This window comes from Streptomyces odontotermitis (genome assembly GCF_050510915.1).
GTDB lineage: Bacteria > Actinomycetota > Actinomycetes > Streptomycetales > Streptomycetaceae > Streptomyces.
This window is the reverse complement of the sequence record NZ_JBNJLS010000027.1, coordinates 1-23,568: the sequence shown is the minus strand read 5'-3', so window position 1 is coordinate 23,568 and position 23,568 is coordinate 1. Positions and strand designations below refer to the sequence as shown.

Genomic DNA, 23,568 nt, shown 5'->3' with positions numbered 1-23,568 from the left:
TGGTCGAGCACCCTCGTGCCGTGGTTCGGAGCAACGGTTCCCGGTCCGATCCGCCCGGCTCTCCCCATGAAGGACGCACACAACCCGCGCACGGGTTTCTGACGTCGCGCCCCGTCCCAGCCTAATCACCAAAAGCGCCAGCACGGCAGGGCAGTCCGCCCCACGGTGTTCGCCATCCGTCGCAACCACGGCCTGTGGGTGATCAACCCGTACGAATCCACCAAGAGCAAAATGGTCAATAGGTCATAACTAGACCAAAGCGGCGGGCGGCCGGCCCCTCATCTCCCCACTTGGCGCCGTCAATCCATCCTTCGCGCCGTACCCAACAATCCGGTCTCGGCGTCGGTCGCCCGCGTCATCACGTACTGCCGGTCGCGGTCCCCGCACCACAGCGTCATGCCGTCCGCGAGCGTCGGCAGCGCCTCCACGTCGGCTCTCGGCAGCCCCATCGTGCGGCCTATCTGGAGCGCCTCGTCCGGTGAGATCCGCTGCACGCCCACGAGCCGCGCCTGCCGCATCAGCCGCGGCGCCACCGGACTGAGGTACGGCAGCAGGGTCAGCACCGACTGCCACGGACCGGACACCACCCGCCCCCGAGGAGGCCGCATCCCGCAGTCCCGTACGACGAGGACCGGACTCCCGGCCGAAGCACCCAGGGGCGGCACGCGCCCCACGTCGTGCACCGACATCCCGGTCTGGCTCAGCCCGATCGCCTGCACCAGCTGGGCCCACGCAGGTGCCCGCGCCGTCTCCACGGCGACGCGCGCCCCGGTCGCGGCCGCCCGCAGGGCGATCACCTGGGCCGTCCATAGGCCGCCGATGAACAGGATGTCGTACGGAGTGGGCCTGTTGACCCCCAGGACGGCGGGCTGCCCCTGGGTGTCCACGCCGATCACGACCCCGTCGTCCCCGAGGGGCAGCGCCAGCGCGTCGACCTCGTCGACACCGAGGGCGTGCCGCCCGTGCCGCGGCCCCGGCAGTCCGAACCCGCCGCGTACGAGGCCACGCACCGCACCGAGGGTCCCGTTGCTCTCCGGCTCTCGCCTCATCGGGCACCCCCGAGCGGCATGGTGGCCAGCATCCCCGGCAGCTGCTCGCGGTCGAGCCGCACAAGCCCGGCCCCGACTCTCCTGGCCCCCTGCTCCAACGCCCGCCGTGCCGCGGAGAGTTCGGTATCGCTCCGTCCGGTCACCCGTACGTGGCCGCACACCGAAACGTCCTGCCGCTCACCACGCCCCAGCGTCAGGCTGAAGGTGGTCGCCAGGGCGGGGAGGGAGGTCAGCAGCGCGACCAGCTGGGGCAGCGAAGCGTCTCCCGTCAGCGGAGGCCACCGCCTGACCCAGTAGCTGGTGTGCCGCCGGTTGTCGCAACGCCAAGCACGTGCGGACTCCTCCGTGCGCCGCTCCGGCAGCTCGGTCCGCCCGGCCTGCGCCGTCACCAGCGGATTGGCACAGGCGGAGGTGGCGACGGCGGCGCCGACTTCTTCCTCCGTCAGCACGGTGGCCCGGAACCCGGCGCCGGTGAGCCGGCTGGCCAGCTGATCGGCAGCCCGCACCACGCACTTCTGGGCGCCGACGAGCCCACCCCCGCGCGCGGCCACCGCCCCCGGACACAATTCGGGATCAAGCTTCAGCGCCACCCAGGTGATCCGCACCGCGGGCGCTCCGGTCTGTGCCTGCAAGGGCGCGTAGTTGCTCACGGCCACTGAGTCCTGCGGCAGATGAAGGGCGGGCGCAGGCTGCGTATGCATGACGACCTGCGCGGACTCGAGGCGGATCCCGTCGACGTCCATGGACTCCCGTACGAGCCCCAGTGGCAGCGGTCGCCGCCCCCGCTCGGCTCGCAGGGCGGTGGCGTCCGACTCCACCTGCACCAGCGCACTCACGAATGTTCCGTCCCCTACCACTCCCACCTGCCGCTGCTCCCGACGCCCTCCGCGGGACGCGGAACAGGAGTACGTGCGCAGTGCCGGGTCGCATTCCACGGCCGGCGCGAACGCGGGCTCCGTCCCCGGCGGTATGGGCGTCCTCATGGCCAGCCGCTTCCGCGCCCGCAGCGCCCGCGCGGTCCCCAGCCACTCGTGCCACGGCCGCCCATGCCGACGTACGACGGCGAACAGCACCAACACGACGGCGACCCCGCCCGCGGCCACCAGGGCCACCGGCCCGACGATCCACCCCACGAGCACCACGGCCGCGGCGACTTCCACAAGAACAAGTCGTTGCAACCGAAACGACCCGAACTTGCCGGACCTGGCGCGCAGTTGCGGCGAGATCACCCCAACTCCCGCTCCGCGAGCACCTGAAACGGAACTCCCCGGCCCGGAATCCGGGCCGTCCGACCGCCTCGCCCCCTGGACCCGCGTCACGGAACTCACTACTCCAACCCCCGTAAATCTCCCGAATCGCCAAGTCAGGCAATCCATTTGAAGCTCAGAAACCTTACCCGCCCCACACGCCCGATTACTCAACAGGCATAGTAGGCGCAGGGTCTGACATCGGAGGAGGGGGCGTTCGCCCCAACGCTGCACGGGGAGAACCAGACGGGCATGGCATCACGACGCGATGAACTAAACGCCTACACCTTCGCGAAGCGCCGCACACTGGCCGCATTCATTCAGCCATCACCGACGGGCTCGGAGGAGGGCGCGCCGCGGCCGTTGCGGGCGGTCATTCCAGGAGCCATCGTGGCTGTCGTGCTCCTGGCGGTGTTCGGCGCCTGGGGGATGTTCAAGCCGAAGGCGCCGACCGGTTGGAACAAGCCGAATGAGAAGGTCATCATTGCCAGCGACTCCACGACGCGCTACGTGATCCTGAAGACGGGGGACGGGGAGCCCCAGTTGCACCCCGTCCTCAACATGGCGTCGGCGAAACTGCTCCTCACCCCGGGCAAGGGCGAAGTCGTCACGGTCGACGAGTCCGTACTGGACAAGGGCAAGATCCCGCACGGCGCCACCATCGGAATTCCCTACGCACCCGACCGTCTTCCCTCACCTTCGGAGGCGGGGGCCGCCAAGCGCTGGGCGGTGTGTGAGCGTCCTGGTCAAGGCGGACGTGCCATTCAGAAGGCGGCGTTCGTCCTGGCTGAACGGGACCAGAACCGGACCGAGGGGCGCGAGCGCCTGCGCGGTGGCGAACTGCTGGATGTCATCGCTCCGGACAAGACGCGCTACGTCGTGGACGCCGAGGGCAGGGCGTATGACATTTCGGCGAAAGGGGAGTCTTCCAAGGACCGCGAGGTGCTGCAGCGCATCATCGCTGGAAAGGGGAACAAACCCCAGCGGGTCTCTCGGGACTGGATCGACACTCTGAGCAAGAAGGATCCGATCACCTTCCCGGACCTGGGCGCGAGGCCGGGCACCGCGGCCCATGCCGGCCTCGGCCCCGAGATCAGGCAGTTCGACAAGGTGGGGATGGTCCTGAAGGCCGACGACGGGGCCAAGACACAGCACTACGTGGTCCTCCCCGGACGGGTCGCCCCGGTGTCCGACTTCACCGCGTACCTCCTTCTGAACAGCAGCGCAGGCGTTCCCGGTCAGGGCTCCCGGGCCCAGCCGGCCCGCGCGGGCTCGTTCACCCCCGATCGCGACAACAAGGAGTTCCCGGCGAACAGCACTTGGCCGACCAGCCGGCCGCATGTGGTCAACGGCCAAGACCCCACGTCCCGCACCCGGAGCACCGTCTGCAACGTTCTGCGCGATGTCGACAAAGACGGTAAGACGGTGCAGAGCACGTGGGCGGGCACCGACTTCCCCGCCACCCTGCCCGCCGGCTCGTCGAGTGCCTACGTGACTCCGGGCTCCGGCCAGCTCTACCGCCAGTTCCAGGGCTCGGACACCGGCTCGGGAGGTCTCTTCCTCACCACGGACACCGGTCTGCGGTACGCGATGCAGTCCAACGGCGACAGCGCCACGGATGACGCCGGAATCGGCACCTCCGTCAAGGAGCGCAAGCGCAAGCAGGCGGAACAGGAAGCCCGGCAGGCACAGGTCCGTCTCGGATACGGCGACACGAAGCTCACCTTCATCCCTGCCACGTGGTCGAAGTTCCTGCCTACGGGGCCACGCCTGTCGACGGCGGCGGCGCGCCAGCCGCAGGGCTCCTAGGGGGAGTTGCTGATCATGCGATACGCGCGCTCATGGCACTGCGCGGCCGCGGTCCTCACCGCGGCCCTCGCCGCCACCTGCACAGCGGCGCCGACGGCCTCGGCGGCACCGTCCGCCTCCGCCACCGACCAGTGCACCTTCGGAACGAAGAAGTACGAAGGCCGCCCTTGGTCCCTGCAACGTGTGCTCCTCGACGAACTGTGGCGCCAGTCCACGGGGAAGGGCGTGAAGGTCGCGGTCATCGACACGGGGGTCGACATCAAGAACCCCCAACTCACGCACGCGGTGGACACTTCGAAGGGGGTCAATCTCCTCCCCGAGAAGCTCAAGGACGAGAACAAGAATCCGAAGTCGCGCGGCGCGAGAAACGGCACCACCGACGAGGTGGGCCACGGCACGCGCGTGGCCGGCATCATCGCGGCGCGCCCCTTGAAGGGAACGGGCTTCGTCGGCCTGGCCCCGGACGCGACGATCATCCCCATCGACCAGAACGACGCGGAGGGCCATGGCACAGCGGAGTCGCTCGCCAGAGCCATCGACTACGCGGTCGAGGCGGGAGCGGGGGTCATCAACATCTCCCAGGACACGTCCAACGCCGTCCGACCCACCCTGAAGCTCCAGCAGGCCGTGAAACGTGCCCTGGACAAGGGCAGGGTGGTGGTCGCCTCCGCGGGCAACGACGGCCTGGACGGCAACAGCAAGGACACCTACCCGGCTTCCTATGAGGGCGTCCTGGCGGTCGCGGCCTCGGACCGCAACAACGAACGCGCCCCCTTCTCCCAGTCCGGCCGGTTCGTGGACGTGGCGGCGCCCGGAGTCGACATGGTTTCCACGGTCCCCAAGGGCGGCCACTGCCCCGACAACGGAACGAGCTTCTCCGCCCCGTACGCCGCCGCGGTCGCCGCCCTCATCAAGGCCAAGCACGGCAACTGGACGAGCCAACAGATCGTCGCGCAGATCGAGCAGACGGCGGAACGCTCCGTCGCCGGCCACGACCGTCTGGTCGGCTGGGGAGTGGTGGACCCGGTGCGGGCCCTGACGGAGGACGACCACCCCGTGGAGCACCCGGTGGCCGATGAGGGCGTACGGCGGGCAGCGGCACCTGTTCCGGCTGAACTCCACTTGGGGGAGACGGCGAGCGAGCGCAACGCTCGGCTGGCCACGTATGTGGTGGTGGGCGTTGTGGTTGCGGTGGGGGGACTGGCCGGGGTGGGGGTGGCTGTGCGGGATGCGCGGAGGAGGCGAGGGGTGAGTTGATGGTGGCGGTGCCACGAGCGGATATATGGCAAGGTCTTGCAGGACCTCCCTCGCGCATTCCGAGCTCAACCTGGTTTTTCTGCGTGTGTGTTGATAGCCGGACGGCCTCGTGGACTTCAGGGAGCATTCCCCGCGAACCCGCGAACCCGCGAACCCGCGAACCCGCGAACCCGCGAACCCGGGAAGTTGGCCGGTCATGCGTCGACAAAAGGGCAAGTTGCGCCTTGTGGTCGCGTATGGGTGCCAGTGCTACCTGCTGTGAGTGACTGGTTTCCAACTACCCACCTGCAAACTAATGTTGGCCGTCGCGCTGAGTGTGACTACAGTGACAGCGCAGCGGATAGCAGTCACTCAGGCAGTCCACCGACTGGTACGGACGCGGGTGGTCTTGAGCCGCTGAGACACGGGGAAGGGAGCTTCATGCTTCCTGCGGGCAGGCACGGGGGAGCGGTGCCGTCATCAGGTGCTGACGTGAGACGTGGGCGGGAAACGCCGGGAAGGTTCCGGGCGCGAACCCCTGCATTGTCAGGGGACTTCGGCGTGCCTCGCACAGCCGCTTCGCCGGTCTGTACCTCGGCCCTCCACCTCCATGCCGACACGCCTCGGCGCCGCCCCGTCCTCGCCGACGCCACCCCCGTACGCCTCGACAACGGCTCACGAAGAGAACCGAAGGGACCCCAGCCATGGCAGACGGCCGGAAGCTAAACAACGAACAAGTCAGGCTCCTGAAGAACGAGATCGTGGGCAAGTACGACTCGGTCCAGAAGCAGCTCAAGCGCCTCCAGGGAACTCTCGACATGATGGAGGGCAACTGGCAGGGGATCGGTGCGCACGCCTTCGACGCGAAGCAGACCGAGATCAACCAGCACATGCGAGTGATCGGGAATCTCCTCGTGGACTTCCTGGAAGGCATCCAGGGCAACGAGAAGCTGACGGACGGCCTTGAGGACCAGATCCGCGCCACCGTTCAGGGCATCGACGTGCAGTACGGCGGCAAGCACTCGGCCATCAGCAGCTACTGAGCAGTGCCCTGCGCCGGACTTTCACGGTCCGGCCACCACACTTGGGAGAGGAAACAAGCATGGCGAACGTTCACCTCGAAGGGCTTGCCGTCAAGTACGGCGGCCTTGACGCCATCACCACCGAACTCGGCCTTCAGGCGAGGGAGTTGGAGGCAACTCTCGCGGACATCAAGCGGGCCGTGGCCAAGGTTGCCGAGGGCTGGGAGGGCGAGGCGCACACGGCGTACCTCGCGAAGCAGAAGGAGTGGGACGAGCACGTCTCCGCCATCCACCGGGCTCTCCAGGAGATCGGGCAGAAGGTCAGTCAGGCAGGCGGTGACTACAGGGGTGGCGACCTGAAGGGCGCCAGCTACTTCCTGTGAGCCAAGGCGTTACAGAACGACGCTCGGGGTGGACATGCGCGGGAGATGTCCACCCCGACGTCGTCGTTCGCGCGCGGGCCCCTGGACTCATCGCACGAAGCCACACCCCTGTCACACCTTCGTGACGACGTGCCCATGACAGCCGGATGCGCCCTAGAGTCCCGCCCATGGACCTCCACCACGCACACGTACTCGCCACCGGCGGCCGCCGAGGCGGCGGATACCACCACTACCACTCCGGCGGAACCGGTGGCGGGGGCGGCGCCGTGCCCACCTGGTTCTGGATCCTGCTCCTGGCCCTCGCGGTCGTGGCTCTGTGTATCTGGGCGAGTAAGCGTCAGAGCACGAACGACTAGGCGGCAGCCGGGCCCTCGCCGGCTCCGGGCGCCCTACTCCACCGCCATCCCGCCATTGTGCGGCGCCGGCTCCAGGTCGAACTCCCCGTCCCGCGCCCCCAGTACGAACGCCTCCCACTCCGCCGCCGTGTACCGCAGCACCGTCTCCGGCTCGAGCGACGACCGCATCGCCACGGCGCCCTCCGGCAGATACGCGATCTCGACCCGCTCCTCGTGGGCCTCGGTGCCCGGAGCGCTGTGCCACTCGACGTCGGAGATGTCGAGGGCGTAGAGCTCGTTCTTCTCCCGCTCCTTGCGTGCCTTGACGTCCTCGCCCAGCGACGTCTCGACGCCCTTGCCCTCTGCCTCGGCCATGGTGCGGTGCCCTTCCCGACGTGCTAACTGTCTGTGGGGTCAGCCTACTTGTGCGGTCACGGGCGTGGAGGAGACTTAGGTCCGGTACCGACGGGTGACGTGCCGGCCGATGTCAGACAGTCGCGAACCGCAGCAAGGCGGCTTCGTCTGAGGAGGCATGGGCCGATCGCACCCCGCGACGAGCGGCGCGCGAGCCCCTCGACAGGCCCGTCCTCATCCCCATCGGTCATCACGTACGCCCCCTCAGCGCTCCACCACCCGCATCAACCCCGTCTGCACCAAGGGCTTCCCCCGCCTCCGCGAGACAAAGACCCCCCGCCCGGTGGGCATCGGCCGCGGCCGCACCCCGCCCAGGACGTCTCCCTCACCGGGGTCTCCCGCGAGTACGAGTCCCTGGGCGCCGAGCTCCGTCATCCGCTGCATGAACGGTTCGTACGCCGCCCGCCCCGCACCCGCCGACGAGCGCGCGATGATGAAGCGGACCCCCACGTCCCGGGCGAACGGGAGCAGTTCGGTGAGCCTGCCGAGCGGGTTGCCGCTCGCCGTCGAGACCAGGTCGTAGTCGTCCACGACGACGTACACCGTCGGGCCCTGCCACCAGCTCCGGTCACGCAGCTGCTGTGCGGTGACGTCGGCTGTCGGCGTGCGGCGCTGCATCAGGTTGACCAGGGCGTCCACGTGGTGGTCCATGGCGTTGGACATGGGGACGTACTCCGCGAGATGCGAGGGCGGGGTCACGTCCAGGAGCGAGCGGCGGTTGTCGATGACGAACAGCTTGCAGACGTCGCCGGAGTACCGTCGCGTCAGCTGTTCGATCAGCAGGCGCAGCAGGTTCGACTTGCCCGATTCGCTCTCGCCGAAGACCAGGAAGAACGGGTCCTGTTCGAAGTCGACGAAGACCGGCTCGAGGTTGGTCTCGTCGAGGCCGAAGGCCACGCCCCGGTCCGGGAACAGGTGCCCGGGGGGAAGGTGATCCGCGGGCAGCTCCCTGGGCAGCAGACGTACTTCGGGAGCCTTCTGCGCACTCCAGTGCCGGGTGACCTCGACAGCGAGTGCAGCGGTCGCATCGGCCAGGTCGGTGTCCGAGGACAACCCGTCGATCCGCGGTACGGCTGCCATGAAGTGCTGCTTCCCCGGCGTCTGGCCCCTGCCGGGCACCCCCGCGGGGACGTTCGCGGCGACCTTGCGGTCGAACTCGGAGTCCATGGTGTCGCCCAGGCGCAGCTCGAGGCGGTTCATGAGGTGGTCCTTGAGGTTGGCGCGCACCTCCATGGACCGTGACGCCGTCAGCACGAGATGGATCCCGTAACCGAGCCCTCGTGCCGCGATGTCCTGGACCGCGGGCTCCAACCCCTCGTAATCCGTACGGAAGTTGCCCCAGCCGTCGATCAGGAGGAAGACATCGCCCCACGGCTGGTCGGTCACGGAGATGTCGCCGCGCGCCCGGCGTGCCCGGAAGTCGGCCATGGACGCGATGCCGGCGGTCCTGAAGTATTCCTCGCGCCGGGTCAGCACTCCGTAGACCTCGGCCACCGTGCGCCGCACCCGCTCGGGGTCGAGGCGCGAGGCGACCCCGCCGACGTGCGGGAGTCCGGCGACGGACACCATGCCCCCACCGCCGAAGTCGAGTCCGTACAGCTGGACTTCGGTGGGAGTGTGGGTGAGGGCGAAGGAAGCCATCAAGGAGCGGATCAACGTCGACTTGCCCGACTGCGGGCCGCCCAGGATCTGCATGTGCCCGGCTGCCCCGGAGAAATCGCACCACAGGGGGTCGCGCCGCTGCTCGTACGGCTTGTCGACGAGGCCGAGCGGCACGACGAGCCGTCCCGCCCCCTCGTATCCGGGCTGCGTCAGTCCGCGCTCGGCCACGTACGCGAGCCCCGGCAGGAGCGCGTCGAGTGACGGCGGGCTCTCCAACGGGGGCAGCCACACCTGGTGAGCCGCCGGGCCCTGCGCCTCCAGCCGGCGTACGACCACGTCCAGCACGGTGTCGGCCAGGGCGTCGTCCGTGTCCGGTGCGGACGACGCGCGCGGGTCGGGCACGGGGGACGCGGTGAAGCGCACCGGCACCTGCGCCGCGGTGAACAGCACGGGACGGCGCTCCACCGGCAGCGGCCCGCCCGGCGTGGCGGCCCGCTCGGAACCGGAGCGGTAGACCCCCGAAACGTACGCGGCTTTGAAACGCACCATTTCGTCCGTGCCGAACTTCAGATAGCCGGAGCCCGGGACATTCGGCAAGTGGTACGCATCAGGGACACCGAGCGCGGCACGCGACTCGGACGCGGAGAACGTCCGCAGACCGATGCGGTACGAGAGGTACGTCTCCAGGCCGCGCAGCCGCCCTTCCTCAAGACGCTGCGAAGCCAGCAGAAGATGCACGCCGAGCGAGCGGCCGATACGACCGATCTGCACGAACATCTCGATGAAGTCGGGCTTGGCCGTGAGGAGTTCGCTGAATTCGTCGATGACGAGAACCAGGGAGGGAATGGGCTGCAGTGGGGCTCCGGCCGCGCGCGCCTTCTCGTAGTCGTGGATATTGGCGTAGTTGCCGGCGTCACGCAGCAGTTCCTGACGGCGGTTGAGTTCGCCGCGGATGGAGTCGCCCATGCGGTCGACCATCGTCAGGTCGTCCGCGAGGTTGGTGATGACGGCGGCCACATGTGGCATCTGGGACATGCCCGCGAACGTCGCGCCGCCCTTGAAGTCCGCGAGGACGAAGTTCAGCGTCTCGGAGGAGTGCGTGACGGCGAGTCCGAGCACCAGGGTACGCAGGAGCTCCGACTTGCCGGAGCCCGTCGCGCCGACACACAGCCCGTGCGGACCCATGCCTTCCTGGGCCGCTTCCTTGAGGTCGAGCATCACGGGGCGGCCGTCCTCGCCCACGCCGATGGGCACGCGCAGCCGTTCGGCCAGCGTGCGGGAGCGCCAGGTGCGGGCGGTGTCCACGGAGGACGCGTCCCCGAGCCCGAGCAGGTCGGTGAAGTCCAGATTCGCCAGCAGGGGTTCGCCGTCGTCGCCGCCCGACGCCATGCGCAGCGGCGCCAGTTGCCGTGCCAGGGCCTCGGCCGCTTCGTAGGAGAGGGTGTCGGGAGTGCCCTCGTAGACGAGCCCATGACCGGACTCGAGCCGCAGCGACTCGGGGGTCACGGAGACGGAGAGGCCGCCGCGGACGGCCGCCGGCTCTCCCGGTACGACCTCGATGACCGTGACGCCCTGGAGCCCCTCGCTCGTGGCGAGGGCCGAGGTCGGCGGCAGCGTCCGGCCGTCGAGGACGACGACGATGTGCGGCTCGTCCGCGATGGGAGTGCCGCTCGGGTGGAAGCGGGGGCGCCCGGTGAGCCGAGGAGCGAGCAGGTCGTCGAGCTCCGCCGCGTCACCGCTGATCAGCCGACGCGTACCCGCCCCGTCCGCGGTCCCGGTCAGCTGGCAGTGCGGCAGCCACTTCGCCCACTCCCAGTGCGGCGCGGCCTCCTGCCCCGCCACCACCGCGACCAGCAGGTCCTGGGGGGAGTGCAGCGAGGCGAGACCGGCGACCAGCGCGCGCGTGGTGGCGCGAACGGTCTCGAGCCGGCCGCTGACCGTCACGTGGTAGAAGGCGCGGAGCGAGACCGCCATGGGCAGTCCCTCCACCGTGCTGTGCGTGGCGAGGAACCGCTGCATCGCCCCCGCGGTCAGCGGCTCCAGCTCGTCCACCGGGGCGGTCTCCGGCGCGACCAGCGGAGTGGCCAGGGCCTGCGGGCCAAGGCCGATGCGCACCTGCCCGAAGTCCGCGTCACCCACCCGGCGCTCCCACACCCGGCTGCCCTCCGCGACCAGCGCCCACAGTTGCTCGGGGGAGGGGTGCAGGTAGTACTGGGCGTCACGTTGCGACCGAGCGGCGACGACGGCGGAGCGGCGTGTCTGCCCCAGGTAGCGGAGGTAGTCGCGACGCATGTCGGCCAACTGCCCCTGGGTGCCGCGCCGGTAGCGCACCAGCATCGCGACGGCCATGGCGACCGTCGACGCGACCATCACCATGCCCATGATCTTCATGAAGGGATACGCGCTCGGCATGAAGAAGAACACCACGGAACCACCCATGCCGAGCATGGGGAGGAGCTGCATCATGGCGCCCTCCTGCTGCCCGCGCGGCAGTTCGGGCGGAGATTGCAGGACTATCTCGTTTGTGGGCACCTCGGACGGCAACGCCCGTGGCGGGCGCTTCACGATGATTTGGCTCACTACTCACCAATTCCCTTGCCAGACCGAAGAGTTACTGCATTGCGTGCGTGATATTGATGTTGCGTTCGCAATGCTACTGACCGCGCGGACGAGGCCAGGCGGTACCCTGCCGCAGCCAGGGCGAAGGTCCGGAGTGCGCGAACAGAGCGCAAGAAACCAGCCATTGGATGCGACAGTGTTTGCCACCCGGCACAATTGCCGCTCACCAATCGATACTTGATGACCATGGCATGGCAAGTCTCATGGAATTTCGGCCCATGAGGCAAGCATTACGGGAACGAGGGGGATCAGCGGGTGAGTACGGCAGCAACGAGAACGCCCACCGGGCCTAGTGGTACGGGGCCGGGAACTCCCTCCGGCGCCGGCGCGGGCCTCGGCTTCTGCAGGGTCACCATCGTGGCTCCCGACAGCCGTATCGATGTCGCCCTCCCCGACGACGTTCCGCTGGCCGACCTCTATCCGGAGATCCTGCGGTTGTCCCAGCAGAGCCCGGCCGAGGGCGCCCCGGTCGGCTACCACCTCGTACGCCGTGACGGCGCCGTGCTCGACGGCGCCCGCAGCTTCGCCGCACAGCGCATCCTGGACGGTGAACTGCTGACGCTGCGCCCGTTCTCGGAGTCGCTCCCGCCGGCCGTCGTCGACGACGTGTCCGAGGCCGTGGCCTCCGCGGTCACCCGCGACCGCACCCTGTGGAACGACGAACTGACCCGCGTCGCAGGTCTCATCGGCGGAGCCGTCCTGCCCATGCTGATCGCCGCTGTGGCCTGGACCGCGGGCGTCGGCCACGACATGCACGGCCTGCCGGGCATCATCGCCGGCGCCGTCGGCCTGCTCATGGTGGGCCTCGCGGCGGTACGGGCGCGGATCTACGACGACCGGTCCTCGGCCGTCGCGCTCGGCCTCGGCGCCCTGCCGAACGTGGCGGTGGCGGGTTCGGGCCTGCTGCCCCTCGCCGACGGTCAGGGCATCGGCAGACTGCAGGTGCTGCTGGCGTGCGCCGCCCTGCTCATCGCCTCGGTGATCCTCACACTCGCGGCACCGCACGGCGACGGCCCCTTCGTCGCTGTTGTCTTCGCCTCCGCGGTGGGCCTGATCGCGATGTTCCTGGCGACCCTCGTGGAACTGAGGCCGACGGAGACCGCCGCGCTGTGCGCCCCCTTCGCGGTGGGAGCCCTCGCCTTCCTGCCCGGCCTCTCCCTCCGCTTCGCCCGCCTGCCCATCGGCTTCGAACCGCCCAACGGCTCACGCCGCGACTACGGCGCCGACCCGGTCCCGCACGAGCCGGTCGACGCCGAGCGCATCGCGGCCCAGGCCCGTCGTGGCCACGAGCTCCTGGTCGGCCTCGTGGGCGGCTGCGCCCTCGTGTCCGTCGGAGCGGCCGCCGTGCTCGGATTCTCCGACGACGCCTGGGCACAGCTGCTCGCCCTCGCCACCGGGGTGGCGATGCTGACGCGCGCCCAGCTGTTCCGGTACACCGCGCAGGTCGGCTCCGTCCTGACGGCGGGCCTGCTCACCCTCGTCCTGCTCGGCCTGGGGCTCTGCCTGAATCCGTCCCACCTGAGTGACGCGTCGGAGCTGGACGTCCGCACGGTCTGGCTCGCCGCGGCGATCGGGGCCGCGGCGAGCCTGGTCACGCTGATCGGGCTGGTCGTGCCGCGCCGGGGTGTGACCCCGTTCTGGGGCCGTTTCCTGGAGATCGCGGAGGGATTCGTGCTCCTGGCGCTGGTACCGCTGGCCCTCGCCGTGTTCGATGTGTACGCGGAGGTCCGCTCCCTGACCAGCTAGAAGGGGACCAGGGGTCTGGGCGGGGCCGCTCGTCGGCACTGGTACCCTGAACAACGGCCGCATGTCTACGCACCCCCGGCACCCCGCAAGGGACCTGAGGGCGGTTCTTTTCAGCGTGGGCCCAGCGGACCCCGCCTCCCGAGTTACGGAAGCTCCCCTGAGACAGAGACCAGGGGCACTCGATGGCGACGTAGAAGCCCCCAGGGCCTACGAACAAAGACTACGAGGAGTACGCGTGTCGCTCGACGCCGCTACGAAGAAGCAGATCATGACCGAGTTCGGCACCAAGGAGGGCGACACCGGCTCCCCCGAGGTCCAGGTCGCGCTGCTTTCCCGCCGCATCTCGGACCTGACCGAGCACCTCAAGACCCACAAGCACGACCACCACTCCCGTCGTGGTCTGCTGATCCTGGTCGGTCAGCGCCGTCGCCTGCTGCAGTACCTGGCGAAGAAGGACATCCAGCGCTTCCGTGCGCTGGTCGACCGCCTGGGCATCCGCCGCGGTGCGGCGGGCGCCAAGTAAGACGCCGGTGAAGGGAGCGGTTCCCACTCGAAGCACTCGAAGGGGGCCGCTCCCTTTGCTGTACGTGCGCAGTGTCACCGGGCCTTTGTAGTCTGGAGACGCTACGCACGTGAGGGTGTACGGAACGTGCTGATGCCGTCGGTGTCGGGTCGATCTCGGTTCGACGTCCGTCGACACATCCGTATCGCCCCCACACCCCCGACGTGACAACGTCATACCGAACGCGGAGGAGCAAGCCTCGACGCCACCGGTCCTCGGTAGTGGCCCCCGGGCCAGTCGGCAGCCGCAGCGCGGCCCCGGCACCCGGGTGCTTCGATCGAAGACCGGTCCGCACCAGCAGGCAGTGCTCCTCCACCACCGTCCCGCGCCACACGGGCGCCGGGACGAAGACGAGGAGAGAACGCTAGTGGAGAACGAGACCCACTACGCCGAGGCCGTCATCGACAACGGCACCTTCGGCACCCGCACCATCCGCTTCGAGACGGGCCGCCTGGCCCGTCAGGCCGCCGGCTCCGCCGTGGCCTACCTGGACGACGACACCATGGTGCTGTCGGCCACCACCGCTTCGAAGAAGCCCAAGGACCAGCTCGACTTCTTCCCGCTCACGGTGGACGTCGAGGAGCGGCAGTACGCCGCCGGCAAGATCCCCGGTTCGTTCTTCCGCCGTGAGGGTCGCCCCTCCGAGGACGCGATCCTGACCTGCCGCCTGATCGACCGCCCGCTGCGTCCTTCCTTCAAGAAGGGCCTGCGCAACGAGATCCAGGTCGTCGAGACGATCATGGCTCTCAACCCCGACCACCTGTACGACGTGGTCGCGATCAACGCCGCCTCCTGCTCCACGCAGCTGGCCGGCCTCCCGTTCTCCGGCCCGATCGGCGGCACGCGTGTCGCGCTGATCAAGGGCCAGTGGGTCGCCTTCCCGACGCACACCGAGCTCGAGGACGCCGTCTTCGACATGGTCGTCGCCGGTCGCGTCCTGGAGGACGGCGACGTCGCGATCATGATGGTCGAGGCCGAGGCCACCGAGAAGACCATCGAGCTCGTCAAGGGCGGCGCCGAGGCGCCGACCGAGGAGGTCGTGGCCGCCGGTCTCGAGGCCGCGAAGCCCTTCATCAAGGTCCTGTGCAAGGCGCAGTCGGACCTCGCCGCCAAGGCCGCCAAGCCCACCGGCGAGTTCCCGATCTTCCTCGACTACGAGGACGACGTCCTGGAGGCCCTCACCGCCGCCGTCCGCCCCGAGCTGGCCCAGGCGCTCACCATCGCCGGCAAGCAGGAGCGCGAGACCGAGCTGGACCGCGTCAAGGCGCTGGCCGGCGAGAAGCTCCTCCCGGAGTTCGAGGGCCGCGAGAAGGAGATCTCCGCCGCGTACCGCTCGCTGACCAAGACCCTGGTCCGTGAGCGCGTCATCAAGGAGAAGAAGCGCATCGACGGCCGCGGCGTCACGGACATCCGTACGCTCGCCGCCGAGGTCGAGGCCATCCCGCGCGTGCACGGCTCCGCCCTGTTCGAGCGTGGCGAGACCCAGATCCTGGGCGTCACCACGCTGAACATGCTGCGCATGGAGCAGCAGCTCGACACCCTCTCCCCGGTGACGCGCAAGCGCTACATGCACAACTACAACTTCCCGCCGTACTCCACCGGCGAGACCGGCCGCGTCGGTTCCCCGAAGCGCCGCGAGATCGGCCACGGCGCCCTCGCCGAGCGCGCGCTCGTGCCGGTGCTGCCGACGCGCGAGGAGTTCCCCTACGCGATCCGTCAGGTGTCCGAGGCCCTCGGCTCCAACGGCTCGACGTCCATGGGCTCCGTCTGCGCCTCCACCATGTCGCTGCTGAACGCCGGTGTGCCCCTGAAGGCCGCCGTCGCCGGTATCGCCATGGGTCTGATCTCCCAGGAGATCGACGGCGAGACGCACTACGTCACCCTCACCGACATCCTCGGTGCGGAGGACGCCTTCGGCGACATGGACTTCAAGGTCGCCGGCACGAAGCAGTTCGTGACCGCGCTCCAGCTCGACACCAAGCTCGACGGAATCCCCGCCTCGGTCCTGGCCGCCGCGCTGAAGCAGGCCCGCGACGCGCGTCTGCACATCCTCGACGTGATGAACGAGGCGATCGACGTTCCGGACGAGATGTCCCCGAACGCCCCGCGGATCATCACCGTCAAGATCCCGGTGGACAAGATCGGTGAGGTCATCGGCCCCAAGGGCAAGATGATCAACCAGATCCAGGAGGACACCGGCGCCGACATCACGATCGAGGACGACGGCACCATCTACATCGGTGCCGCCGACGGCCCGGCCGCCGAGGCCGCCCGCGCCACGATCAACGGCATCGCCAACCCGACCATGCCGGAGGTCGGCGAGCGCTACCTGGGCACGGTCGTCAAGACGACCACCTTCGGCGCGTTCGTCTCGCTGCTCCCGGGCAAGGACGGCCTGCTGCACATCTCGCAGATCCGCAAGCTCGCCGGCGGCAAGCGCGTGGAGAACGTCGAGGACGTCCTCGGCGTGGGCCAGAAGGTCCAGGTCGAGATCGCCGAGATCGACTCCCGCGGCAAGCTCTCCCTCATCCCCGTCATCGAGGGTGAAGAGGGCGACGACAAGAAGGACGACACCGACAAGTGACGTCGCGTAGCACCACGACGACGGCCCGCACCTCCTCGGAGGCGCGGGCCGTCGCCCGTACCCAAACCCTCATCAAGGGCAAGGACGGCATCGGTACGGTCCGCAAGACCACCCTCCCCGGGGGCCTGCGCATCGTCACCGAGACCCTGCCCTCCGTCCGCTCGGCGACCTTCGGCATCTGGGCCCACGTGGGCTCCCGCGACGAGACGCCGTCCCTGAACGGTGCGACGCACTACCTGGAGCACCTCCTCTTCAAGGGCACCCGCAAGCGCACCGCCCTCGACATCTCCTCCGCCATCGACGCGGTCGGCGGCGAGATGAACGCCTTCACGGCGAAGGAGTACACGTGCTACTACGCGCGCGTGCTCGACACCGACCTCCCCCTCGCGATCGACGTCGTCTGCGACATGCTGACCGGCTCGCTCATCGAGCAGGAGGACGTGGACGCCGAGCGCGGCGTCATCCTCGAAGAGATCGCGATGACGGAGGACGACCCGGGCGACTGCGTGCACGACCTGTTCGCGCACACGATGCTCGGCGACACCCCCCTCGGCCGCCCCGTCCTCGGCACCGTCGACACGATCAACGCCCTGACCGCCGACCGCATCCGCCGCTTCTACAAGAAGCACTACGACCCGACCCACCTGGTCGTCGCGGCCGCGGGCAACGTGGACCACAACAAGGTCGTACGCCAGGTCCGCGCCGCCTTCGACAAGGCGGGCGCGTTCCGGGGCGGCGCGGCGACCCCGATCATCCCGCGCCAGGGCTCCCGGGCCATCCGCACCGCGGGCCGCGTCGAGGTCGTCAACCGCAAGACCGAGCAGGCCCACGTGATACTCGGCATGCCCGGCCTGGCCCGCACGGACGACCGCCGCTGGGCCCTCGGCGTCCTCAACACCGCGCTGGGCGGCGGCATGTCGTCCCGGCTCTTCCAGGAGGTCCGGGAGAAGCGGGGCCTCGCGTACAGCGTGTACTCGTACACCTCGGGCTTCGCCGACTGCGGCCTCTTCGGGGTGTACGCGGGCTGCCGCCCGAGTCAGGTGGACGACGTCCTGAAGATCTGCCGGGACGAGCTCGACCACGTCGCCGAGCACGGCCTGTCGGACGACGAGATCGGCCGCGCCATCGGCCAGCTCGCGGGCTCCACGGTCCTCGGCCTGGAGGACACCGGCGCCCTGATGAACCGCATCGGCAAGAGCGAGCTGTGCTGGGGCGAGCAGATGTCGGTCGACGACATGCTGGCGAAGATCTCGGCGGTCACCCCGGACGAGGTGCGCGAGGTCGCGCGCGACATCCTGGGACAGCGCCCGTCGCTCTCGGCGATCGGCCCGATCAAGGACAAGCAGGCCGCCCGCCTCCAGGACGCGGTCTCCTAACTCCCGTACTCCCTTAAGGAATCAGGTAGATGAGCAAGCTGCGCGTGGCGGTCATCGGCGCCAAGGGCCGGATCGGCTCCGAGGCGGTGCGGGCCGTCGAGGCCGCCGACGACATGGAGCTGGTGGCCGCGCTCGGCCGGGGCGACAAGCTGGAGTCCCTCGCGGACACCGGCGCCCAGGTCGCGGTCGAACTGACCACTCCGGACTCGGTGATGGCCAATCTCGACTACTGCGTGGGCCACGGCATCCACGCCGTCGTCGGCACGACGGGCTGGACGGACGACCGCCTCGCGCAGCTGAACACCTGGCTCGCCGCCTCCCCGAAGACGGGTGTGCTCATCGCGCCCAACTTCTCCATCGGTGCCGTCCTGACCATGAAGTTCGCACAGATCGCGGCGCCCTACTTCGAGTCCGTCGAGGTCGTCGAGCTGCACCACCCGAACAAGGCCGACGCCCCCAGCGGCACGGCCACCCGCACCGCCCAGCTGATCGCCGCGGCCCGTGCCGAGGCGGGCAGCGCCCCGCAGCCCGACGCCACGGCGACCGCCCTGGACGGCGCCCGCGGCGCGGACGTCGACGGCGTCCCCGTCCACTCCGTGCGCCTGCGCGGCCTCCTGGCCCACCAGGAGGTCCTGCTCGGCGGCGAGGGCGAGACGCTGACCATCCGGCACGACTCCCTCCACCACAGCAGCTTCATGCCGGGCATCCTGCTCGGCGCCCGCCGCGTGGTGACCACCCCTGGCCTCACCTTCGGCCTGGAACACTTCCTGGACCTGGGCTGAGGCCGGACCGCATGCGCGCGAAGATCACTTACGCCGTCACGGCTGCCGTCCTGGTCGTCTACTTCGTCCTGGTCGGCAGCCGCGGCGTGCTCCTGATACAGCACGGCACCGCGCTCACCGTCACCTTCGGCGTCGCGGTGCTGATCCTGCCGGTCATCGGCGTCTGGTTCCTCTGGAAGAACACCCAGTTCGTCAAGAGCGCCAACCGCCTCGCCGCCGAGCTCGACGCCGAAGGCGGCCTGCCCGTCGACGAGTTGAAGCGCACCCCCGGCGGCCGCATCGACCGCGACTCCGCCGACGAGGTCTTCGCCAAGCGCAAGGCCGAGACGGAGGACGCCCCGGACGACTGGCGCTCCTGGTTCCGCCTCGCCGTCGCCTACCACGACGCCCGGGACACCCCGCGCGCGCGAAAGGCCATGCAGCGGGCGATCGCCCTGCACGACGGCAAGCCGGTCAACGCCTGAGGCTCAGGGCTCAGGCGGTACGCCGGTACTCGTCGGCCCACACCTCGATGGAGTCGGCCGCCCGGTCGAAGGCTTCGTAGCGGGCCAGGAAGTCGGCATTGCGGTCGGTGAGCAGCGGCGGCAGCTCATCGCCGGCCCGGTCCCGTCGTACGAGGACGAGGGCCTGCCCCTGCACGGTGCGCGGAAGGCCGAGCCAGCGCACCGGCTGCTGCGTCGTACGCACCGCGACGACCTGCGCCCAGGGCACCGTCTGCGTGCTCAAGAAGCCGACGCGACGCAGCCCGTGGGCGCTCACCCACGTGCCCATCCGCAGCATGCGCAGCGCGCTCGCGATGACGGCGGCGGCCGCCCCGACGCAGATCAGGGCGGCCGGCGGCGCACCGGCGAAGGCGATGATCACGGCGGCGAGCAGGACGAACGAGGCGAGCAGCAGAAGCAGCGCGGCGGCGCCCACCCGCCAGGGGCCTGGGCGGTAGGGCCGCCGCCAGTGGTCGCGGTCGTCGAACGGCAGCGCGGCATCGGCCGCCGTCTCGTCAAAAGCGCGGTCCGCCGTCAGGAAGGGCAGGGGCACGACTGATCCTCACTCAATCCACGCATGGGCTATGCCCGGTGAGGCTATCGATCCCTGCCCCGGCCTACCACCCAAGGGGGCCCAAGGGGGTCAGGCGTCAGCGTCCGTCGGAAGCTTCGGACTGCTGGGTGTGGCCCGGCGACTGGTCGGCGGACATGGCGGGCATCCCGAAGAGCAGGGAGCCCACGAGACCGGCCACGACGGTGAGGCCGATCAGGGTGCGGCCCGCGATCTGGCCTGCCGTGGCGCGTTCGCGGGGCGGGGGAGTGACATTGCTGCGGTACTTGTCGGCTTCGGCGATGAAGGCGAACGGGACGGGCTCGCGCCGACGGAACATGGGGTGCGTGTCTCCTCACGGGACTCGGGCGGATCGTGTCTAACTACACAGACGCACGAATGACCGAAAGGGTGCCCAGTTTTGCCAAATTCGTCGAAGAATGTCGCAGCGGATCACCGAACGACCGTTTGTCGGTGCCGAGTCCTGGTGTGGGCGCCGCCCGCAAGGAGACGGAGCGGGGGCGGGCCGGGCACGTGCCACTCACGCACGCGGCGTTCGACAAGATCCGGCAGCAAGATCCGACGGGTGGCCCGGTGAGGCACTGATGTACGGATGCGCCGAGCGAAGTGTCCGTATTGCGGCATTTCGAGAAGTTCATCTAGCCTGATCAAACGGACCCGGCACTGCTTGAACCCCCGAGCAGGCAGTGCCGGGCTCCACTTTTGTCCCGTCTCCTCACCTCACCCGAGGGGGGACCACGCGATGAGCAGCGAGTAGCGTGTTACCCATGGCTCCGACCTCCACTCCGCAGACCCCCTTCGGGAGGGTCCTCACCGCCATGGTCACGCCCTTCGCGGCGGACGGCGCACTTGACCTCGACGGCGCGCAGCGGCTCGCCGCCCACCTGGTGGACGCAGGCAACGACGGCCTGATCCTCAACGGCACCACGGGCGAGTCCCCGACCACCAGCGACGCGGAGAAAACGGAGCTCGTACGGGCTGTACTGGAAGCGGTCGGCGACCGCGCCCACATCGTCGCCGGCGTCGGCACGAACGACACCCGCCACAGCATCGAGCTGGCCCGCGCCGCCGAACAGGCCGGCGCACACGGCCTGCTCACGGTGACGCCGTACTACAACAAGCCCCCGCAGGAGGGCCTGTACCGTCACTTCTCGGCCATCGCCGACGCGACCGAACTCCCGGTCATGCTCTACGACATCCCCGGCCGCAGCGGCGTCCCGATCAACACCGAGACGATCGTCCGTCTCGCCGAGCACCCGCGCATCGTCGCCAACAAGGACGCCAAGGGCGACCTCGGCCGCGCCAGCTGGGCCATCTCCCGCTCCGGCCTCGCCTGGTACTCCGGCGACGACATGCTCAACCTGCCGCTGCTCTCCGTGGGCGCGGTCGGCTTCGTCTCCGTCGTCAGCCACGTCGTCACGCCCGAGCTGCGCGCCCTTCTGGAGGCGCACCTCACCGGTGACGTGCAGAAGGCGACCGAGATCCACCAGAAGCTGCTTCCGGTCTTCACGGGCATGTTCCGTACGCAGGGCGTGATCACCACCAAGGCCGCGCTCGCCCTCCAGGGCCGCTCGGCCGGACCGCTGCGCCTGCCCCTCGTCGAGCTGTCCGTCGAGGAGACGGCCCAGCTCAAGATCGATCTCGCCGCCGGCGGGGTACAGCTGTAACCACAGACTTCACAACTGAATACACAGCACACCGCAGGACACCCCATACCGGGGCGTTCCTGCACACCAGACAACTGCTACTGCACGAACGTCATACGCGCCACGTGCCCTGGAGGTACGTGGCGCGCGTGGTGAGGAGAGTCTTTTGAGTCATCCGCATCCTGAACTCGGCGCTCCGCCGAAGCTCCCCAAGGGCGGCCTGCGCGTCACCCCGCTGGGTGGCCTCGGCGAGATCGGCCGCAACATGACCGTCTTCGAGTACGAGGGCCGTCTGCTGATCGTCGACTGCGGAGTGCTCTTCCCCGAGGAGGAGCAGCCCGGAATCGACCTGATCCTGCCGGACTTCTCGTCCATCAGGGACCGCCTCGACGACGTCGAGGGCATCGTCCTGACGCATGGGCACGAGGACCACATCGGCGGTGTCCCCTACCTCCTCCGCGAGAAGCCGGACATCCCGCTCATCGGCTCCAAGCTGACCCTCGCGCTGATCGAGGCGAAGCTCCAGGAGCACCGGATCCGCCCGTACACGCTGGAGGTCGCCGAGGGCGACCGCGAGCAGCTGGGCCCCTTCGACTGCGAGTTCGTCGCGGTCAACCACTCCATCCCGGACGCCCTGGCCGTCGCCATCCGCACCCCCGCGGGCATGGCCGTCGCCACCGGTGACTTCAAGATGGACCAGCTGCCGATGGACGGCCGCCTCACGGACCTGCACGCCTTCGCGCGCCTGAGCGAGGAGGGCATCGACCTCCTCCTCTCGGACTCGACGAACGCCGAGGTCCCGGGCTTCGTCCCGCCCGAGCGCGACATCTCGAACGTGATCCGGGGCGTCTTCGCCGGCGCCCAGAAGCGCATCATCGTCGCGAGCTTCGCCAGCCATGTGCACCGCATCCAGCAGATCCTGGACGCCGCCCACGAGTACGGCCGCAGGGTCGCCTTCGTCGGCCGCTCCATGGTCCGCAACATGGGCATCGCACGGGACCTCGGCTATCTGAAGGTGCCCGCGGGCCTGATCGTCGACGTGAAGACGCTCGACGACCTCCCGGACAGCGAGATCGTCCTGGTCTGCACCGGCTCCCAGGGCGAGCCCATGGCGGCCCTCTCCCGGATGGCCAACCGCGACCACCAGATCCGCATCGTCCAGGGCGACACGGTGATCCTGGCGTCGTCGCTCATCCCGGGCAACGAGAACGCGGTCTACCGGGTCATCAACGGCCTGACCCGCTGGGGCGCCAACGTCGTCCACAAGGGCAACGCCAAGGTGCACGTCTCGGGCCACGCGTCCGCGGGCGAGCTCCTGTACTTCTACAACATCTGCAAGCCCAAGAACCTGATGCCGGTCCACGGCGAATGGCGCCACCTGCGCGCCAACGCCGAGCTCGGCGCCCTCACCGGCGTCCCGCACGACCACATCGTGATCGCCGAGGACGGCGTCGTCGTCGACCTCGTCGAGGGCAAGGCCAAGATCGTCGGCAAGGTGCAGGCCGGTTACGTGTACGTGGACGGGCTCTCCGTCGGCGACGTCGGCGAGCCCGCGCTCAAGGACCGGAAGATCCTCGGGGACGAGGGCATCATCTCGGTCTTCGTGGTCGTGGACTCCTCCACGGGCAAGATCACCGGTGGCCCGCACGTCCAGGCCCGGGGTTCGGGCATCGACGACTCGGCGTTCAGCGCGGTCATCCCGAAGATCCAGGACGTCCTGGAGAAGTCGGCCCAGGACGCGGTCGTCGAACCCCACCAGCTGCAGCAGCTCATCCGCCGCACGCTGGGCAAGTGGGTCTCGGACAACTACCGCCGCCGCCCGATGATCCTCCCGGTCGTCGTGGAGGTCTGACCTGCGGGTTCGACCTGCCGGTCGACCCACGCGGAGACGCGGAACCGGAGCGGGGCGCCTCGATTTGCATCGGGGCGCCCCGCTCCAGTACGTTTACGTCTCCGCCTGAACGGGAACCCGGCACCTTCACGTGCCTGGAGCACCCCGGACGGGGCGGGAATTCCGACTCAGAATCTCTGATAAAGTCGGATCCGCCGGAAAGGGAAACGGGAAAGCCGAAAGGCTGGATCGAAAACCTGAAAGGCACCGAG

The 23,568-nt window shown here is 69.3% G+C and carries 19 protein-coding genes; 13 read left to right on the top strand and 6 right to left on the bottom strand.

All coding sequences use genetic code 11. The features are described 5' to 3' along the window. Positions 1–299 precede the first annotated feature (299 nt). Both ACQB60_RS41255 and eccE read right to left on the bottom strand, forming a co-directional pair. Positions 300–1,049 (bottom strand): hypothetical protein, encoded by a 750-nt coding sequence (locus tag ACQB60_RS41255; protein WP_496931234.1) that lies wholly within the window; start codon positions 1,047–1,049, stop codon positions 300–302. After that, on the bottom strand, positions 1,046–2,377 hold the full coding sequence (gene eccE / locus ACQB60_RS41250) for a type VII secretion protein EccE (RefSeq protein WP_496931233.1): 1,332 nt from the start codon (positions 2,375–2,377) through the stop codon (positions 1,046–1,048). The genes ACQB60_RS41255 and eccE overlap by 4 nt, the downstream gene beginning before the upstream one ends. Positions 2,378–2,548: 171 nt before the next feature. Between eccE and eccB the strand changes: the two genes are divergently transcribed. From eccB to ACQB60_RS41225, 5 genes are all read left to right on the top strand, one after another. Further along, positions 2,549–4,105 (top strand): type VII secretion protein EccB, encoded by a 1,557-nt coding sequence (eccB, locus tag ACQB60_RS41245; RefSeq protein ID WP_496931232.1) that lies wholly within the window; start codon positions 2,549–2,551, stop codon positions 4,103–4,105. A 15-nt stretch (positions 4,106–4,120) separates the two neighbouring features. After that, positions 4,121–5,362 carry a type VII secretion-associated serine protease mycosin gene (gene mycP / locus ACQB60_RS41240; protein ID WP_496931231.1) on the top strand — a complete coding sequence of 414 codons (1,242 nt, stop codon included), beginning with the start codon at positions 4,121–4,123 and terminating at the stop codon, positions 5,360–5,362. 683 nt (positions 5,363–6,045) lie between these two features. Beyond that, positions 6,046–6,384 carry a WXG100 family type VII secretion target gene (locus tag ACQB60_RS41235; protein WP_496931230.1) on the top strand — a complete coding sequence of 113 codons (339 nt, stop codon included), beginning with the start codon at positions 6,046–6,048 and terminating at the stop codon, positions 6,382–6,384. A gap of 59 nt (positions 6,385–6,443) precedes the next feature. Next, positions 6,444–6,746, top strand: coding sequence for a WXG100 family type VII secretion target (locus tag ACQB60_RS41230; RefSeq protein WP_496931229.1), 303 nt, complete (start codon positions 6,444–6,446; stop codon positions 6,744–6,746). Positions 6,747–6,913: 167 nt separating this feature from the next. Continuing rightward, complete coding sequence (locus tag ACQB60_RS41225; protein ID WP_496931228.1) at positions 6,914–7,102, top strand: hypothetical protein; 189 nt, start codon at positions 6,914–6,916, stop codon at positions 7,100–7,102. Between the two features lie 33 nt (positions 7,103–7,135). Here ACQB60_RS41225 and ACQB60_RS41220 read toward each other — a convergent pair whose 3' ends face one another. After that, entirely contained in the window at positions 7,136–7,456 is a 321-nt protein-coding gene (locus ACQB60_RS41220) for a DUF397 domain-containing protein (protein ID WP_496931227.1), read from the bottom strand. A 243-nt stretch (positions 7,457–7,699) separates the two neighbouring features. Continuing rightward, positions 7,700–11,677: a type VII secretion protein EccCa gene (gene eccCa / locus ACQB60_RS41215; protein ID WP_496931226.1), complete on the bottom strand. Its 3,978-nt coding sequence runs from the start codon at positions 11,675–11,677 to the stop codon at positions 7,700–7,702. Between the two features lie 294 nt (positions 11,678–11,971). Here eccCa and eccD point away from each other — a divergent pair, with 294 nt between their 5' ends. The 6 genes from eccD (at position 11,972) to ACQB60_RS41185 (ending at position 19,230) form a co-directional block, all read left to right on the top strand. Continuing rightward, entirely contained in the window at positions 11,972–13,462 is a 1,491-nt protein-coding gene (gene eccD / locus ACQB60_RS41210; RefSeq protein WP_496931225.1) for a type VII secretion integral membrane protein EccD, read from the top strand. Between the two features lie 235 nt (positions 13,463–13,697). After that, on the top strand, positions 13,698–13,985 hold the full coding sequence (gene rpsO / locus ACQB60_RS41205) for a 30S ribosomal protein S15 (protein WP_030753863.1): 288 nt from the start codon (positions 13,698–13,700) through the stop codon (positions 13,983–13,985). Between the two features lie 406 nt (positions 13,986–14,391). Next, positions 14,392–16,608, top strand: a complete 2,217-nt coding sequence (locus tag ACQB60_RS41200; RefSeq protein WP_496931224.1) for a polyribonucleotide nucleotidyltransferase — start codon at positions 14,392–14,394, stop codon at positions 16,606–16,608. Beyond that, complete coding sequence (locus ACQB60_RS41195; protein ID WP_496931223.1) at positions 16,605–17,984, top strand: M16 family metallopeptidase; 1,380 nt, start codon at positions 16,605–16,607, stop codon at positions 17,982–17,984. The genes ACQB60_RS41200 and ACQB60_RS41195 overlap by 4 nt, the downstream gene beginning before the upstream one ends. A gap of 29 nt (positions 17,985–18,013) precedes the next feature. Further along, on the top strand, positions 18,014–18,766 hold the full coding sequence (gene dapB / locus ACQB60_RS41190; RefSeq protein ID WP_496931222.1) for a 4-hydroxy-tetrahydrodipicolinate reductase: 753 nt from the start codon (positions 18,014–18,016) through the stop codon (positions 18,764–18,766). An 11-nt stretch (positions 18,767–18,777) separates the two neighbouring features. Continuing rightward, a complete protein-coding gene (locus ACQB60_RS41185; protein WP_384833875.1) occupies positions 18,778–19,230 on the top strand; it encodes a tetratricopeptide repeat protein in 453 nt (150 codons plus the stop codon). 10 nt (positions 19,231–19,240) lie between these two features. On the opposite strand, the gene ACQB60_RS41180 is transcribed toward ACQB60_RS41185, so the two are convergent. After that, entirely contained in the window at positions 19,241–19,801 is a 561-nt protein-coding gene (locus ACQB60_RS41180; RefSeq protein ID WP_496931221.1) for an SCO5741 family PH domain-containing membrane protein, read from the bottom strand. Between the two features lie 97 nt (positions 19,802–19,898). Continuing rightward, entirely contained in the window at positions 19,899–20,138 is a 240-nt protein-coding gene (locus tag ACQB60_RS41175) for a hypothetical protein (protein ID WP_384833882.1), read from the bottom strand. Between the two features lie 448 nt (positions 20,139–20,586). Between ACQB60_RS41175 and dapA the strand changes: the two genes are divergently transcribed. Both dapA and ACQB60_RS41165 read left to right on the top strand, forming a co-directional pair. Further along, the gene (gene dapA, locus ACQB60_RS41170) at positions 20,587–21,486 is read left to right on the top strand and encodes a 4-hydroxy-tetrahydrodipicolinate synthase (protein ID WP_496931220.1); all 900 of its coding nucleotides are present in this window, start codon (positions 20,587–20,589) and stop codon (positions 21,484–21,486) included. Positions 21,487–21,631: 145 nt separating this feature from the next. Next, entirely contained in the window at positions 21,632–23,317 is a 1,686-nt protein-coding gene (locus ACQB60_RS41165) for a ribonuclease J (RefSeq protein ID WP_496931219.1), read from the top strand. The last annotated feature ends 251 nt before the right edge of the window (positions 23,318–23,568 follow it).

Excerpts from the sequence above, each read along its gene's own strand:
- ACQB60_RS41255 (WP_496931234.1), bottom strand. The coding sequence starts at position 1,049 with ATGAGGCGAGAGCCGGAGAGCAACGGGACCCTCGGTGCGGTGCGTGGC.
- eccB (WP_496931232.1), top strand. The coding sequence starts at position 2,549 with ATGGCATCACGACGCGATGAACTAAACGCCTACACCTTCGCGAAGCGC.
- mycP (WP_496931231.1), top strand. The coding sequence starts at position 4,121 with ATGCGATACGCGCGCTCATGGCACTGCGCGGCCGCGGTCCTCACCGCG.
- ACQB60_RS41235 (WP_496931230.1), top strand. The coding sequence starts at position 6,046 with ATGGCAGACGGCCGGAAGCTAAACAACGAACAAGTCAGGCTCCTGAAG.
- ACQB60_RS41230 (WP_496931229.1), top strand. The coding sequence starts at position 6,444 with ATGGCGAACGTTCACCTCGAAGGGCTTGCCGTCAAGTACGGCGGCCTT.
- ACQB60_RS41225 (WP_496931228.1), top strand. The coding sequence starts at position 6,914 with ATGGACCTCCACCACGCACACGTACTCGCCACCGGCGGCCGCCGAGGC.
- ACQB60_RS41220 (WP_496931227.1), bottom strand. The coding sequence starts at position 7,456 with ATGGCCGAGGCAGAGGGCAAGGGCGTCGAGACGTCGCTGGGCGAGGAC.
- dapB (WP_496931222.1), top strand. The coding sequence starts at position 18,014 with ATGAGCAAGCTGCGCGTGGCGGTCATCGGCGCCAAGGGCCGGATCGGC.
- ACQB60_RS41185 (WP_384833875.1), top strand. The coding sequence starts at position 18,778 with ATGCGCGCGAAGATCACTTACGCCGTCACGGCTGCCGTCCTGGTCGTC.
- ACQB60_RS41175 (WP_384833882.1), bottom strand. The coding sequence starts at position 20,138 with ATGTTCCGTCGGCGCGAGCCCGTCCCGTTCGCCTTCATCGCCGAAGCC.
- dapA (WP_496931220.1), top strand. The coding sequence starts at position 20,587 with ATGGCTCCGACCTCCACTCCGCAGACCCCCTTCGGGAGGGTCCTCACC.